This window comes from Marivirga aurantiaca, assembly GCF_016679925.1.
Lineage (GTDB): Bacteria > Bacteroidota > Bacteroidia > Cytophagales > Cyclobacteriaceae > Marivirga > Marivirga aurantiaca.
This window is the reverse complement of the sequence record NZ_JAEQBW010000001.1, coordinates 340607-355949: the sequence shown is the minus strand read 5'-3', so window position 1 is coordinate 355949 and position 15343 is coordinate 340607. Positions and strand designations below refer to the sequence as shown.

Genomic DNA, 15343 nt, shown 5'->3' with positions numbered 1-15343 from the left:
CGAAAAACACTCAACTCTTTTCAAAGTAAGGAGTTTACAATACTTCTAAATATCCAAAATAGCAGGAAATATTAATTAATGATAATGCTCAAAGGCATAATAAAACAATCGAAAGGAAAAAAGTATAAGTGCTACCCCCACAATTTTATTCATCCAGTTTAATCTTTGATCGGTAATCCAGGCTCTAAGACGCTGTGCTAAAACAACTTTACCTGTATCTGTAACTAACAGAGTAGCAATAAGTGCCACAAAAAAGGTAACCAGTTCTGTATGGTCGTATTTATAATTAACTGTTACCATCGTCATCACACCTAACCAATAAAGCAAAACAAATGGATTGATTCCATTAAGTGCAAAGCCTTTAACAAATTGTCTGGTAAAACCCTTTTTGATGGTTTTTACTTGCTCTTCAGAAGTGTGGGATTTCTTAAACAAACTCAGTATACCTGTAACGAAAATAATGGCTCCTCCAATGCTTCCCAACAGCACTGATACTGTATCGTTGTTACTAAAGAGTCGCACGCTGAAGTACATCAGAAAAATATAAGTAATGTCTGCAGATGCAATACCTAAAGCCATATAAAGGCCCGGTTTTAGGCCTTTTACAATACTATTTTGAATGAGGGCAAAGAAAACCGGCCCCAACATGACTGCCAGAAGCAAGCCGAATAAAATTCCATTAAATATTACTGAAAGCATGTAGTTATACTAAATTTCTATTTGATAAATAATTCAGCCAGCTTTCCAGTTTATCTCCTTTCATCACCCTTGGAAACTTATTCTGACCACCCACTTTACCTAATTCTTCCATATACTCAATAAAAACATTTGTTGGTAGAACCGTCACCTTTATATCCTTAAGTGCCGCAGTTCTTTCTACAGCATAATCATCGTTAAGCTCTTTCAGCTTGGCATCCAGCTGATCTCTAAGCATATTCACATCTACTTTATCATCAATACCAATAAACCAATGATGGGCAAAGAGTGAATCGTGAGAAACTCCGGCCACCGTAAATTCTTTCATACTAAAACCCAGTTGGTGTGAAACTTCTATCAATGCCTTATTCATATTATCCACTGATAAATGTTCTCCACATAAACTCAGGAAGTGCTTTGTCCGACCTGTAATTACTATTTCAGTCTCCGTTCTGGATACAAATCTAATGGTATCACCAATCAGGTACCTCCATGCACCTGAAAAAGTACTTATCAACAATGCATAATCCTTACCCTCTTCCACATCGTCTATCATTACCGTTTCAGGATTATCTAAAAGATTTCCGTCTTCGTCAAAATTCTTCTCATTAAAAGGGATGAATTCATAAAAAATGCCATTATTCAATACCAGGCGCATGGTGTTCACGCCCTGATTGGCCTGGAAAGCTATAAATCCCTCAGAAGCCAGGTAGGTATTGATATAGTTTATTTTCCTCCCCAATAATTTCTCGAAGCTCTTCTGGTAAGGCTCAAAAGCCACCCCTCCATGAACATAAATTTCGAAATTAGGCCATATTTCATGTATATGGGCTACATTATAATGTTTAATGATTTTTTCCAGTAAAATCTGGATCCAGGCTGGCACTCCGGCAATGATGGTAATATTCCAGTCTTTGGCTTTAAGCGTCATCTGCTCCAGCTTTTCCTCCCAGTCCTTTTTCCGGGATATTGCTTTGCCGGGTTTGTAGAATCTTTGAAACCAATAAGGAATTCTTGAAGTGGTAATTCCACTTAAATCCCCCTCTGCATAATTACCATTATCATTTAAATCTGTACTTCCTCCCACCATTAAAGTGCCTCCCTCAAATACCTTAGAAGGTAAACCTTCATATCGGGATAAAGATAAAATTTGCCTTACACTCGTTTTTTGAATAGCTTTTACCATTTCCAGGGATACAGGGATATGTTTTGAGGAAGCTCCGGATGTACCAGAACTCAAAGCAAAATATTTAATCTTGCCCGGCCATGTCACATCTTTTTCTCCTTCCCTTAATTTGTACCACCAATCTTCATACATTTTATCATAAGTATGAATAGGAACATGCTGACTGAATGCCTCGTAAAAAGCCTTATTGTCGTAACTTTTGAGTTTGAGAAGAATAGCATTAAAATCGTAATGCTTGCCAAATTGCGTATTTCTGGCTGCAATCAGCATTTTACGCAGTTCAGACTTTTGTAAATCAAAAGGAGGTGTAAAATCCTGATCCAAACCTTCCCTGATCCGTATTCCTCTTTTAATAAGGTTTCCTAAAAGTGCCATCTATAGAAATTGAAAATAATAAAAATTTAAATTATGTAATTATAATAGGTTTTTAAACCTTTACATTGAAAATTAATTGTGAAATATGATCAAACGTACTTTAATTTACTTTGCTGAACTACTCCTTCCCCTTTCAAAATCTTAGGAATGGTTTCAAACACTCTTGTCCATTTATGACTTAAATATAATCGGAAAATTAATAAAATATATTCAATGAGTATCGCATCCAACATAAATGAAATCAAAAAAAAATTACCGGACTGTCTTTTGATAGCTGTAAGCAAAACCAAACCAAAAGAGGATTTAATGGAAGCCTACCAGGCCGGCCAAAGAGCTTTTGGGGAAAATAAAGTGCAGGAAATGACTGAAAAGGCCGAAGTTTTGCCTAATGATATTGAATGGCATATGATTGGCCACTTACAAAGAAACAAGGTAAAATACATCGCTCCTTATGTACATTTAATTCATTCTGTGGATAGTTTTAAGTTGTTGAAAGAGATCAACAAACAAGCGAATAAAGTTGAAAGGACAATACCTGTGCTTCTACAAATACATATTGCGGAAGAAGAAAGCAAATTCGGCCTGGATGAAAATGAACTTAAAGAACTGCTTGCTTCAGGTGAATTCAAAGAAATGAAGCACATAGAAGTAAGAGGTTTAATGGGCATGGCCACTTTTACGGAAGACAAAGACAAAATCAGAAGGGAGTTCAAATCCTTAAGAAATATTTTTGACAACACACGAAAGCAATTCAATGATGAAAAATTAAACCTGAAAGAGCTTTCTATGGGTATGAGTAGTGATTATGAAATAGCTATAGAAGAAGGTAGTACGATGGTTCGTGTGGGAAGTGCTATATTTGGAGAAAGAAATTATCAAAAATAAGATGCATAAATTATTTATTATAATTGGAGCAGTATCCGGGGCCGTATCTGTAATTCTTGGTGCTTTTGGAGCACATGCTTTACAAGACACCTTAACTGCTACCGGCAGGATGGAAACCTATGAAACTGCGGTAAAATATCAAATGTACCATAGCCTGGCTTTAATTCTGCTAGGCATTATGATGGCACAATTTGACCATAAATTCATGCAGTTTTCCGGTTATTCTTTTTTAATGGGAATAATTATTTTCTCGGGAAGCCTTTATCTACTTTGTGCTACGGGAATCACTAAATTAGGCGCCATTACACCTATAGGAGGCATTTTTCTTATTGCTGCCTGGATATTGCTGGCCATAGGTGTAGGAAAAAGCTTATAACCTCCTGATCCAGAAATGGTCAATTTGTAAAGCCTTTTTCCCAACATGCCAATTAGCGAGACCGTTTAACCTGTATGTATTGAATGGGCTTTCACACCCAGCGAAAGTGAAGCAAAAAAAGGAAAAGGATGAAGCGGAGTATTAAATGTCAAAATTGTGGAACATGGAATGTTTTAACCGGAGAAAAGAACCAGAGATGTAGCAATTGCGGAGAGGTATTAAAAGATGAAATGCAGGAAAGGCTCAATAAGCTTAGCGAGATAAGGAAAGAGCAATTGGACAAATGGATGTTCACCATTAAAGAAGACGACAATGCTTTCACAAAGTTCTTTAAAAAAACCGGCAATATCCTCTACCTGATTTTCATCTCCATAATTGCATTTATTTCCTGGCTTTTAGCCATTCTACCTGCATGAGTGAAGATAAATTATACACTTTCAAACATCCTCTTTTCTGGGTTTCTCTTATACTATTCCTTATTAATCAGATATTGGAAAGGATTTATGGTGTTTATATCCCTTTTATACATGCCTATTTAGATGATTTACTATGTATGCCCATTGTATTGGGAATAGCCACACAGATTTTACAATGGATCCATCCTGCGGGTAATTTTTATTACCTTTCCAAAAGTCATATCGCTATTGCTATTGTAATATTCAGCGTCATTTTTGAGGGTGTTTTGCCCATTACAGATCCTGCCAATTTCACTTCAGATTTCCTGGATATCGGATTTTATATAGTGGGTGCCCTCATTTTTTACCGGCTAATTGCGCGTAAAAGCAAAAAGCAGTGGGAGGAAAGAGTAAATCATAAAAAATAGAGAATCACATATTTTTATTTAAGGTTCTTTTGATTAATTACTACTATAAATTCAGTTGTGTTTAGTATCTAAAAAAAAAAAGCCCCTGATGAATGGTATTCATCAGGGGCTTTCCTTCTATTTTTTTAACAGGTAGATATTTTTTATTTGTCTACCTTTAACATTCAACTCATATAGAACCTCTAAATTATTATAAAGCAAATTCCCAAAAATGGTTCCTTTTTCGTTTCCAATATCGGTGGTTTTAATAAATTGCTTTCCATGGTTTTTAGCATCATCGTAATATAATGCCAGCGCATTCTTATAACTCTTTCTGGAAATATCCACGCCTTCCACCTTTTTGTTTAAACCATCAGCACTAATAATGTATTTATATAAAGAGCCGGAAAATGCTGCTGCAACATCAATGTTGAAATTTATTGTTTCATCAGGTAACACTACTAATGAAATACCTCTTAAACCTGGTGTATTATGTTTATTGAATTTCTTGTTATTGATCAAATCAGCATTATCTGTAAGCTCTTTTTTCCAAACTAGCTCTCCTTTCAGGTCATATTTAATGACATAAGCTCCCTCGTATTTCGCTGCAACCTTTTTAAACTTATCTGGACCAAGCAACCCATAGAGATAAATATGATCTCCTCCAAAATAAACCCCTGTGAAGCCACCCCATGTTGGGTATATTGAACCATTTTGGGGGTTAATGGTGTAATCTAAATTTTCCTGATCTGAAAAGATTCGATGACGGGTTTTATCTAAACGTGCTGGCCTGATATAGGCATTTTCAAGATTTACATTTAATTTAAAGCTTCTTTGACGGTTTCCCTTGTTGTCAAATGTGATGATCGTTACTTCAGAAAAATTTTCTCTATAATCAACTTTCTTAGAAGCTACATAAAATTCCGAGTCTGTATGACCGATAAACTCCCAGAAAATTTGTTCTTCGCCTTCTACAGGAGGTAGATCTAATATTTTTCTAGAGTAGGAAAAATCATCCGCCCCAAATGAATTAAGGATAAGTTTTTCATCTCTTTTCTTTCTGTCATGTTTCTGGTCACCATTATCTGTAGCTAAATAGTAAAAGTAGTCATCATTGCAGAATATGGCTTGAAGTTCTTTGCCCAGTTCGTCCCTACCCTCAATTTCAAATTTCGTTTGCTTTCCTTCTGAGTCTAATTTATTAATATAATGAGTTTTATTATGATAGCCTTTGGAATGAACCTGAGTAGTAAAAAGGAATTTTCCAGATGGAGTTGTTACAGTCTCGATAAGAGGTATGCTAGTATCTCTGTAGGCTACATCTAAATCCTTACTCCATTCCTTCTCGAAGCTATTACTGTAACGGGTGATTTTAATATCCATGCCTTTAATGGTAATGAATACAACACCATTTTCAACAGGCAGGGTTTTAAGAAGACGCCCTTCTGCGTTTAGTTTGATTCTTTCTACATCTTGAGCTGACAGCTTGAAAAAAAGGAGTAAGCCAAGCAGCATTAGTAATGTGGATTTTTGATATTTCTTTTGCATTGAGTATCGTTTATTTGATTTTAAAATCTGATTGATAATGAGGGTGATATACCTGCATAACTATTGAATGTATCTTTTCCAAACTCTCCCGCACTGTTAACAGAAAGGAAATAGAAGGATTCAAGTCCAATGTACACTTCATTAAATACTTTAAACTTTAGGCCTGCTTTCGGAATTATTCCTCCTCTGAACTGTAGAACACCCTCTTCACTGGCATAATTATTTTCAATTATGGTGAAATCATAAGTGACGTATCTGAAGGAGACCTGTAATCCATAGGTTAAAAATATCCTTGAAGTCAAAGCGAATTCAACTCCTTTTGAAATTTGGAGATTGATAGATTGAAATTGTTGGTAAACTCTTTTCTCTGTATTGTTATCTTTTTCAATCAGTATGGTGTCTGCAACAGGGCTTGCCTTGCTCAAACCTAGTTCAAAACCCCACTTCGAAGTTTTTCTTTTGTAGGAATCTAATGAAAAGTAGCCTAGTGTAGGAGCTATGGCAACATTAAAATAGTCTTTCTGTTCATCAAGGGGAAACTCGAAATAAGTTTCAAAAGAGACTTGACTAGTTTGGGCGATCAGACTTTGCCCTATAAAAAATAAGGTGCTTAAAAATAATAGTTTTTTCAATAGATTTTTATTTAATGAAATGGGTTTTCCATATAAGGTACTACCATTCGTTTTGTGAAAATTTGAGTAAAGCAAAACTCAAAACTAACGGATCAAATATTCAAAACCTTATTTTTATCTAATTATTTAAAGATTTTATAATACCTTAAATCCGTAGATTGAAACCAAAAAAGAGCCGAAATAAGCTTAAAATAGTTTGTGATAAGCTTTTTCGGCTCGATTTTCTTCACTTATTTAAGTATGTAAACAATAAAAAAAGGTTCAATACAAATCTGCCATGCAGAGGTAACATCAGGATCAATTTATTCTGATATAAAAAAATCGTATAATGTAGCTGAAGCACGTAACAATAATCATAAACTACCAGATTTTCCTTTCGTGGGATTAAACATGTGGTGGTATAAGATGGGAAGGGAACATGTGAATTAGTCAAAGCAAAAGACGCATTATATGGACAGAAATATAATATGGATGTTGATAAAATTCCAGGCAATGGTTCTGCTGACAATGGTCTGTTTTCTCAAGAAGATTTGCCTAAATGTCTGCCAATGCAATCGGTATGTTGAAAGGCAGGTGCCGGCACAGATATGGCTTGGGGTAGTTATTTTTGCCACATGCGCTACAACCCATGCTCTTGCCCAGACAGACTCTACAGAAATAACAGCAAATACAACTAAGCAGGAACCACTATTTTCGGTGGGCCTGGGTGTACAACATGGCTTTATTTTTGCGCATTCTGAAGATGTGCAAAACACCAGCGGAGCACGACCAACCGGCATAGAAGCCCTACTTAGCTGGCAGCGCAACGATTCTGCCACCTATGCCCTTTGCCACTGCTATCCTCGTCAGGGACTGTTGCTAACTTATTACGATTACGATGTGGGTTTATTGGGCAAGAGTGGCACCGCAGCTTACTTTCTGGAACCCACTTTCCGTATTAGCAAGCGTGTCCTTTTCTCCTTGAAAGGCGCAGCAGGACTTTCATACCTAAACAACCCTTATGATAGCATCAGCAATCCCGGCAACCAGTCGTACAGTACCCACTTGAGTATCTATTTGCTGGTGGGTGTCGGTGTCTGGGTGCAGTTATCGGAACAGTGGTGGCTAAATCCTGGTATAAATTATCAGCACATTTCCAATGGGGGCATGCGGCAACCTAACAAAGGCATCAACTGGCCCACTGCCGGAATAGCGTTAAGTTACCAGCCTATTTCACGCCCCTGGTACACTGGCGCACGAACTACTGAAAAATACTGGAGAAAATACTCCCCCCGTTACGACATTGCTATACTCGGTGCTATGAGCCGAGGCTACAATGTAGCAGGCAATCGCAAAAGGTATCTGGCAGGCGGTCTCGCCTTGCAGGCCGGAAGACAGGTAGGAAGCCTGAGTATGCTCACTTTGGGAGCAGAAGTCTACCACGATGAGAAGCTGGAAGAAAAACTTCACAGAGAAGGCCTTAATGCCAGCCCGGTGAAAGCGAGCCTACTGCTGGGGCATGAGTTTTTGCTTGGACGGTTCCAGTTTAGCCAACGCTTGGGCGTATACATCTTTGACCAAACGCCTTACTACGACCGTCTCTTCCATCGTTGGGGGATAAAGTACCGGATTAACCGTTACCTCAGTGCAGGCATTAATCTGCTGGCACACCGACAGGTAGCAGAGTTTCTGGACTTCCGGATAGCCTATACTTTTCAGAAGCGGTATGAATAGGAATTTTACTTACAACTAAAGTCACTTACAAGTGTCACTATGGAAATTAAAAAAGGCTTGATAAATCACCTCACCCCAAAATCACTAGCTTGTGTTCGTTAGACGAGGAAAAGAATGAATAATTATATAGCTTAATAGGTTATTAATATTAATTGAATAATTTTGTGCTCGATTTGTAAATAATCAAAGTATAATCTAATTATAAATAGATGAAAAAAGCCCTGCTTTTCTTGAGTATTATCTTTATCTCATTAGAATTAAATGGTCAGACGGGAGAGTATTATGACCCCGATCACAGACCACAGTTTTATTTAGGCATTGGAACAGGCATTAATACGTACACCGGATTAGCAGGAATTTCCGCTAATTACATTCTTGATAAAAGACTCTTCCTGCAAGGTGGCCTTGGCTTAAGCACCTGGGGAATTAGAACTTCTATTGGACTTCGTTATGATAGGTCTTATCGACATGGGGTCACTTACGGAGTTAATTTGACAAGATCTTCAGGTATCGATGATATTGATGTGGAATTTGATTCAGGCAACGGTTCACCGAATACAGTCAACATGCGACTGGAAAGTGTCAGCACCCTAAACTTTAAAGTGGGCTATAACTGGTGGTTTGGAAAATATAACACCTTTAATTTAACCCTTGGTTATGCTTTGGCCTTGAAAGACCAGCCTTGGGAAGTAAAAGACGGTTCAACATTATCACAAATTGACCAGCAAGTATTGCAAATATTGTCACCGGGAGGAATCATCCTTGGTATGGGACTCAGTTTTGGTATTCAATAATATTTGGAAGAGATGAGGAAGGGCTTGCACTAAAGTTCTTTCGAAATCTCCTTCCCCTTCAGCTATTTGATCCAAGCGGACGCTTGGGGAATGGGAGTCCCTTTATAATCCGGATTTTAATTATACCGAATTCGGTACAATTAAAAATGCAGCAGGTAGTAATAACTTTGTTCTTTCTGTAAAACAATGGATTGAATCTATCCACTCTCTTGATATAACTGTCGGTGGAATTTTTCTAATTGATAAATATTATTAGCCAGACCCTAATAAAAACTAATGGTTCCTACTCAATTGATTTAAAGCTAACTCCCCCACTTTTCGCCTTAGCGAAAAAAGCGGGAGGGAGGGCAAAACGGTGAGCCAGCGATGGCATGTAGCGAGGAAACTTCGTTTTGCCTAGATTTTTTGCATACTTTTTCATCATTGGAAAAAGTATGAAGCAACATGAGAGCAATAAGACAAATTTGATTGATAATTTAACCAATGAATTTAATAACAGACCCCTATAAAACTCTTTCAAACTCTCAAATTCCCTACCCACTTACCCCACTACTTTATTTAGTAGCCTAAAAGCAAGAATTAATTGTCTCTTTTCGATAAACTCTATATTTATAACGTCCAATTTTGTGATTGATTAACTACTTTTAGCATTTAATATTCGCCAAAACCTGAAAAGTCCCTATCAATTGAAGGTTTCAGAGTTTTACGAACTGAGGTAAATAAAGAAAAAGATATTAAATTAATTTACAATGGCAATAATAACAGAGTCACAGTTTCGGAGTATAGTAAGCCAAAATGCAGGTTTTTCAGGTCTAAAAGGATTTGTAAATGAAAATCGAATTTTCTCAAAATCAACATCTGTAACGAGTATTTTTTTATCTCACTCTCATCTAGACAAAGATAAAGTTGAACAAGCTAAAATATTTTTTGAGCATTTAGGAATTAGTATTTATGTAGATTGGATGGATGGCACGATGCCTGAAAGGACTAATAAAGTTACTGCTAACAAGATAAAATCAAAAATTACTGAGAATGAAAAGTTCATTCTCTTAGCAACAAATAGAGCTGTTTCTTCAAAATGGTGTAACTGGGAAGTCGGAATTGGAGACACTTACAAGCTATCAAAAGACAACATTGCAATACTTGGTTTAGCAGATAATAATAGACATTGGACAGGTAATGAATATCTACAAATTTACCCATCCATTGAGTACCAAGATGGAACTAAAAAGACCAATACAGGAACATATATATCAAAAGGGTATTATGTACTCTATCCCTCAGAAGATAATTCGAGAAGATTTATAACTTTAGAACAATGGCTGAAATCTTAGAAAAAAAATTAAACATTTTGAGTTATTCAATTAGTAATCACTAGAATGAATGTTAACTCATACTTGCTTCTAGGGTGGTCACTTATAAAAATTATCAGATGAAATTTAGCAACGAAATAGAAGTATTTATAAACGACTATGTGAAAGATTTGAATGAAGGCACCGCTTCTATTTTTGCAGGTGCTGGACTATCAATTCCTGCTGGGTATGTTAATTGGTCAGATTTGATGAGTGAAATTGCTCAAGATTTAGGTTTAAATATTAACCAAGAAAAAGACCTAATATCAATTGCTCAATATCACGTCAATGAAAACCTTACTCGGTCGAAACTAAATAGAAAAATTTTAGAAGAGTTTACTGAGGATACGATGGAAACTGAAAATCATCGAATCATTGCTCGCTTACCTGTTTCGTCAATATGGACTACAAATTATGACGAACTTTTAGAAAAAACATATCTGAAAGAAAATAAAATAATTGATGTTAAATATAGAAACAATCAACTATTAAACACTAAGCCTAAAAGGGACTTGGTTATTTACAAAATGCACGGAGATGTCAATCATCCTGACGAAGCTATTTTAACCAAACAACAGTATGAACAATATCATCAAACACATGAACCATTTATAAATGCATTAAGCGGAGAACTAACAACCAAAACATTCTTATTCATTGGGTTTAGTTTTTCTGACCCAAATCTCGATTATGTTTTAAGTCGATTAAACTTCAGGTTTAGTAAAGATAAAAGACAACACTACTATTTTGTTAAAAAGCATGAACTTGGAGACCCTTTAAATCCTGACCAAGCTTCATTAGATTACAATAATAGAAGACAATCTCTCGCAATAAATGATTTAAAGCGTTATGGTATAAAATCTTTACTTGTAGAGAGTTATAATGACATTACATCAGTTCTAACTGAAATTGAAAATAGATATAAAAAGCGAACAGTTTTTATTTCAGGAAGTGCAGAAACCTATGAGCCACACAATAAGAACAATGCTATAGGATTCGTACATAATTTATCAAAGATTATCATCGAAAATGATTATAGGATTGTAAATGGTTTTGGATGGGGTATAGGAAGTTCTGTAATAAATGGAGCATTGGACGCAATACATAGCAATTCTAATAAATATTCCGAAAGTCAATTGATTCTAAAACCCTTTCCACAATTTGAAACGGGGTCAAAAAATTTGAAGGAATTGTGGTCTGATTATAGAGAAAATATGATTTCTAAGTGTGGTATTTCATTCTTTGTATTTGGCAATAAGCTCGTTGACAGTGAAATAATAGAAGCTAACGGAGTGATTAGCGAATTTGAAATCGCTCACAAGAATGGGTGTGTTTGTATTCCGATAGGGTTAACTAAATATGCTTCTGAAAAAATTTTTAATATTATTTCAGAAGAGCCAAATAAATATTTTGAAAATCCTAAAATGATAATGCCCATTTTAGAAAAATTAGCTGATGATGAAACAACATTCGCTCAGGCTCTTAAAATCATTAAGGATTTACTAAAAAATTTAAAAAAATAAAAATGGCAAGAGAAACATTTATTGCTTATAAATACGATGAAGCTTCTGATTTAAGAGATGAAATCATCGAAAAATTAGGGGATGATTCACGTTACTATCAAGGTGAAACTGCGGAATCTCCTGATATGTCAGGAGATAAAATTGACCGCATTAAAAATAGTTTAAAAGATATGATATTTCAGACATCAGTGACTATTGTGATTATCTCACCAAATCTAAAAAATAGCAATTGGGTAGACTGGGAAATCCAGTATTCATTGAAAGAATATAAAAGACAATCAACCACTTCAAGAACAAATGGTATAGTGGGTGTGATTATGAAATATAACGGAAGTTACGATTGGTTAATTAGTCGCAATCAAAATCAAGATGGATGTACTCCAAGAGTTATTGATGATTCAAAATTATATGACATAGTAAATAATAATAGGTATAATTTAAATACTGATAATAAATACTCTTGCCCAAATTGCCAATCATTTGACCAATTGAATGGTTCTTATATAGCTTTGGTTGAGGAAGAGAACTTCCTAAATAACCCTTCACATTATATTGAGAATGCGTATAACAAAAGTAAAGAAAGTTGGAACTATAATTTGTCAAAGCAACGTTAGATAAAAATACCGAACATCAAAATATAAAAAATAGAGGTAAGGGTTTGAAAAATAAGCAAAAACAAAATTCACATCACTCTCTTAATTAAAACTTTAACACTCTTTTCAAACCAATTTGTTCATAGGAACTAATTAGTCCACCCATCATTAACATAGATAATTTAGCAAACAAACCTAATATGAAATAACCCATTAAACTGATGGTTGACCTCAACAAATAACCACTCTTAAGAAATAGATGAGTGAAACTATTATATTGTTTTAATTCAATAAATATATCCAATAACCCCATCCAAGAAAATATTATAACCATATTAAGAGCAAAAAAGCGGATTAAAAAATTAATTGAATTGGTGTGCTTTCTAAGTTTTAGAATTAAAATTTCCAAAGAGGTGATTTTCTCAAAATAGAAATCATGTTTCAAATCAAATATCAGCTTAAGCAAAAAGGAACCTATTGCCAAAAAACCTATCCTTGGTAAGAATTCAGTATAAAATTTAAAAAATGTATTATTAACTAGTATTATTATACTAGAACAGAAATCAATAAATTCAAAATAATTAACAGTCATCATTTTTAAAATAGTTTAAAATCTTTCGTGAAAATCATCCACTCTAATGATCGCTTGTCACGCTTTCTTATTTCCATGAAACAAAATTTATCCAATCCCACTCTAAATTCCAACCAGTCTGCCTAAGTTTGCACCCCAATGTCATCAAAAACAGTTTTAACCATAGGAATTTTAGCGCATGTAGATGCAGGGAAAACCTCATTGACGGAGTGTTTGTTGCATCAGGCGGGTGCCACCAAAACGCAAGGCAGTGTGGATAAAGGTTCTGCCATCACGGATGGTTTGGCGCTGGAGAAAAGCAGGGGAATTTCTATCAAAGCGGCTTCCGTTAATTTCAGCTGGAAGCAAAGGCAATTCCAATTGGTGGATACACCGGGTCATATTGATTTTGCGGCAGAAGTAGATCGGGCACTTTCCATTTTGGATGCAGTGATTTTAGTGGTTTCGGCTAAAGAAGGAGTTCAGGCTCATACTTTAAATTTATGGGAAAGCCTGAAAGAGCGTAATCTCCCAGTCATCATTTTCTTTAATAAAATTGATAGAGATGGCGTATTCCCAGAGCAGGTTTTTGCTGATTTTCAGAAAGAATTAGACGCTAAACTATTTGCTTTAAACCTTCCTGATTTATCGGATTCCAATCAAGTGCAAGTAGTGCCTTTTGAAGCTTGTGGAAACCTTACCGATCATGCAATCCTTGACAGTTCCCTGGAAAACTTAGCCGAATGTGATGAAGCATTTCTGGAAAAATACCTGGAAGGAAATATAGGCGAAATGTCCAATATTTTGGCACAAGCCTTGCCGCATATAAAAAACGGTAGCCTTTATCCAGTACTTTTCGGAAGTGCTAAACTGGGACTTGGCATAGATGCATTGTTAGATAGCATGCAAAAGCTGATCCCTTCCCCTACAAATTACTACTCCACTCCTGCTGCCAGGGTTTTTAAAGTCGAATTCCACGAAAAATTTGGAAGGCTCGCCTATATCAAATCTTATGGCGGTCTGCTAAAAACCAAAGACAGCATTCCCTCTCAAGAGATGGGCAAAGACATTAAAATCAACCAAATTTTTAAAGCCGAAGCCGGAGGTCTGGAGCAAGTGGCTGAGCTCCATCAAGGAGAAATCGGTTTGATCACGACTTCTGATATAATCCTGGCGGGAGATATTTTAGGCAATGAAAAACTGGCGGATTCCTTTTCCAAAATCAGTAATGCCGTATTGGCGGTGGAGGTAAAAGCCATAGAAGAAAAAGATTACCAAAAATTAGGAGAAGCATTAGAAATTCTCAATCTGGAAGATCCCATTTTAGATTTCAAATGGTTTAAGGAAGAAAGGGAGTTTCACCTCAAAATTCTGGGGCCAATTCAAACGGAGGTCTTGAAAGACAGCCTGAGCCAAAGATGGGGAATTGAAGCAGAATTCCTTCCGCCAAAAGTGATTTATAAAGAAACCCCTGCTCAAGCAGCCGAAGGCTTTGTCCGCTACTGGATGCCAAAACCTTGCTGGGCGATTATGACATTTCTGATAGAGCCGGGAGAAGCGAACAGTGGTGTGAGCTTTGAAAACAAAGTCCGCACTAGCGATATCAGCCAAAAATACATCAACGAAGTGAAGCGCGCCATTCCGTGGACTTTAAAACAAGGTTTGCATGGCTATGAAGTAACCGATATCAAGATTACTTTAATTAAAGGCGAAGAGCATAATGTGCATTCCAACCCGGGAGATTTTTTATTAGCCACGCCCATGGGTGTTATGCGAGGATTAGAAAATGCAGGCACCAATCTTTTGGAGCCTATGTATGCCTTTGAAATCAAAGCCCATCAGGATTATCTTGGGGCGGTCTCCAGTGATTTAAGTCAAATGCGTGCCACTTTGGAAAGCCCTTTTTTCGATGGGGAATTTTTCATTTTAAAAGGTCGAGTATCCGTAGCCGAAGCTATGGATTATGCTATTCAATTCAGCGCCACCACTTCCGGCAAAGGCAGACTAAAACTCCGCCTGGATGGCTATGAAAAAACTATACTTACAGAAGATAAAACCCGTCCCTACAAAGGCGTTTCTCCGCTTAATGAATCGCAGTGGATTTTGCATATGCGCGGGGCTTTTAAGGCTGATGAACGGATGATGGGGTGAGATTTCCTTCATGCTTTTACGATTAGCCCAAAAACCTAAGTTCCAGCGGAACGACCCTACGGTAACAGCATAAGGTAAAGTAGACTTAAGTTCCGTAGGAACGACCATATGTGAGATAGATGAGCAAGGTGTAGATAGGCTGTAGT

14 protein-coding genes are annotated in these 15343 nt (G+C 36.3%); 10 read left to right on the top strand and 4 right to left on the bottom strand.

The features are described 5' to 3' along the window. Nucleotides 1–75 precede the first annotated feature (75 nt). Nucleotides 76–699, bottom strand: a complete 624-nt coding sequence (locus tag JKA74_RS01525) for a LysE family translocator (protein ID WP_201429387.1) — start codon at nucleotides 697–699, stop codon at nucleotides 76–78. 4 nt (nucleotides 700–703) lie between these two features. Further along, nucleotides 704–2257: a GH3 family domain-containing protein gene (locus JKA74_RS01520; RefSeq protein ID WP_201429386.1), complete on the bottom strand. Its 1554-nt coding sequence runs from the start codon at nucleotides 2255–2257 to the stop codon at nucleotides 704–706. 213 nt (nucleotides 2258–2470) lie between these two features. On the opposite strand from JKA74_RS01520, the gene JKA74_RS01515 reads away from it, so the two are divergent. From JKA74_RS01515 to JKA74_RS01500, 4 genes are all read left to right on the top strand, one after another. Beyond that, nucleotides 2471–3142 carry a YggS family pyridoxal phosphate-dependent enzyme gene (locus JKA74_RS01515; RefSeq protein WP_201429385.1) on the top strand — a complete coding sequence of 224 codons (672 nt, stop codon included), beginning with the start codon at nucleotides 2471–2473 and terminating at the stop codon, nucleotides 3140–3142. Between the two features lies 1 nt (nucleotide 3143). Further along, nucleotides 3144–3518 (top strand): DUF423 domain-containing protein, encoded by a 375-nt coding sequence (locus tag JKA74_RS01510; RefSeq protein ID WP_201429384.1) that lies wholly within the window; start codon nucleotides 3144–3146, stop codon nucleotides 3516–3518. 128 nt (nucleotides 3519–3646) lie between these two features. Next, on the top strand, nucleotides 3647–3934 hold the full coding sequence (locus JKA74_RS01505; protein ID WP_201429383.1) for a hypothetical protein: 288 nt from the start codon (nucleotides 3647–3649) through the stop codon (nucleotides 3932–3934). Beyond that, complete coding sequence (locus JKA74_RS01500; RefSeq protein ID WP_201429382.1) at nucleotides 3931–4341, top strand: magnesium citrate secondary transporter; 411 nt, start codon at nucleotides 3931–3933, stop codon at nucleotides 4339–4341. Before JKA74_RS01505 ends, JKA74_RS01500 begins: the two co-directional genes overlap by 4 nt. A gap of 117 nt (nucleotides 4342–4458) precedes the next feature. Here JKA74_RS01500 and JKA74_RS01495 read toward each other — a convergent pair whose 3' ends face one another. Both JKA74_RS01495 and JKA74_RS01490 read right to left on the bottom strand, forming a co-directional pair. After that, on the bottom strand, nucleotides 4459–5868 hold the full coding sequence (locus JKA74_RS01495; RefSeq protein ID WP_201429381.1) for a hypothetical protein: 1410 nt from the start codon (nucleotides 5866–5868) through the stop codon (nucleotides 4459–4461). A 20-nt stretch (nucleotides 5869–5888) separates the two neighbouring features. Then, entirely contained in the window at nucleotides 5889–6500 is a 612-nt protein-coding gene (locus JKA74_RS01490; RefSeq protein WP_201429380.1) for a hypothetical protein, read from the bottom strand. A gap of 450 nt (nucleotides 6501–6950) precedes the next feature. Here JKA74_RS01490 and JKA74_RS01485 point away from each other — a divergent pair, with 450 nt between their 5' ends. From JKA74_RS01485 to JKA74_RS01460, 6 genes are all read left to right on the top strand, one after another. Beyond that, nucleotides 6951–8213: an acyloxyacyl hydrolase gene (locus JKA74_RS01485; protein WP_201429379.1), complete on the top strand. Its 1263-nt coding sequence runs from the start codon at nucleotides 6951–6953 to the stop codon at nucleotides 8211–8213. A 209-nt stretch (nucleotides 8214–8422) separates the two neighbouring features. Then, a complete protein-coding gene (locus tag JKA74_RS01480; protein ID WP_201429378.1) occupies nucleotides 8423–9007 on the top strand; it encodes a hypothetical protein in 585 nt (194 codons plus the stop codon). A gap of 749 nt (nucleotides 9008–9756) precedes the next feature. Continuing rightward, a complete protein-coding gene (locus tag JKA74_RS01475; RefSeq protein ID WP_201429377.1) occupies nucleotides 9757–10341 on the top strand; it encodes a toll/interleukin-1 receptor domain-containing protein in 585 nt (194 codons plus the stop codon). A gap of 98 nt (nucleotides 10342–10439) precedes the next feature. Then, complete coding sequence (locus tag JKA74_RS01470) at nucleotides 10440–11882, top strand: SIR2 family protein (RefSeq protein ID WP_201429376.1); 1443 nt, start codon at nucleotides 10440–10442, stop codon at nucleotides 11880–11882. Nucleotides 11883–11884: 2 nt separating this feature from the next. Continuing rightward, nucleotides 11885–12496 carry a TIR domain-containing protein gene (locus JKA74_RS01465; RefSeq protein WP_201429375.1) on the top strand — a complete coding sequence of 204 codons (612 nt, stop codon included), beginning with the start codon at nucleotides 11885–11887 and terminating at the stop codon, nucleotides 12494–12496. A gap of 709 nt (nucleotides 12497–13205) precedes the next feature. Next, a complete protein-coding gene (locus tag JKA74_RS01460) occupies nucleotides 13206–15197 on the top strand; it encodes an elongation factor G (protein WP_201429374.1) in 1992 nt (663 codons plus the stop codon). Nucleotides 15198–15343 lie beyond the last annotated feature (146 nt).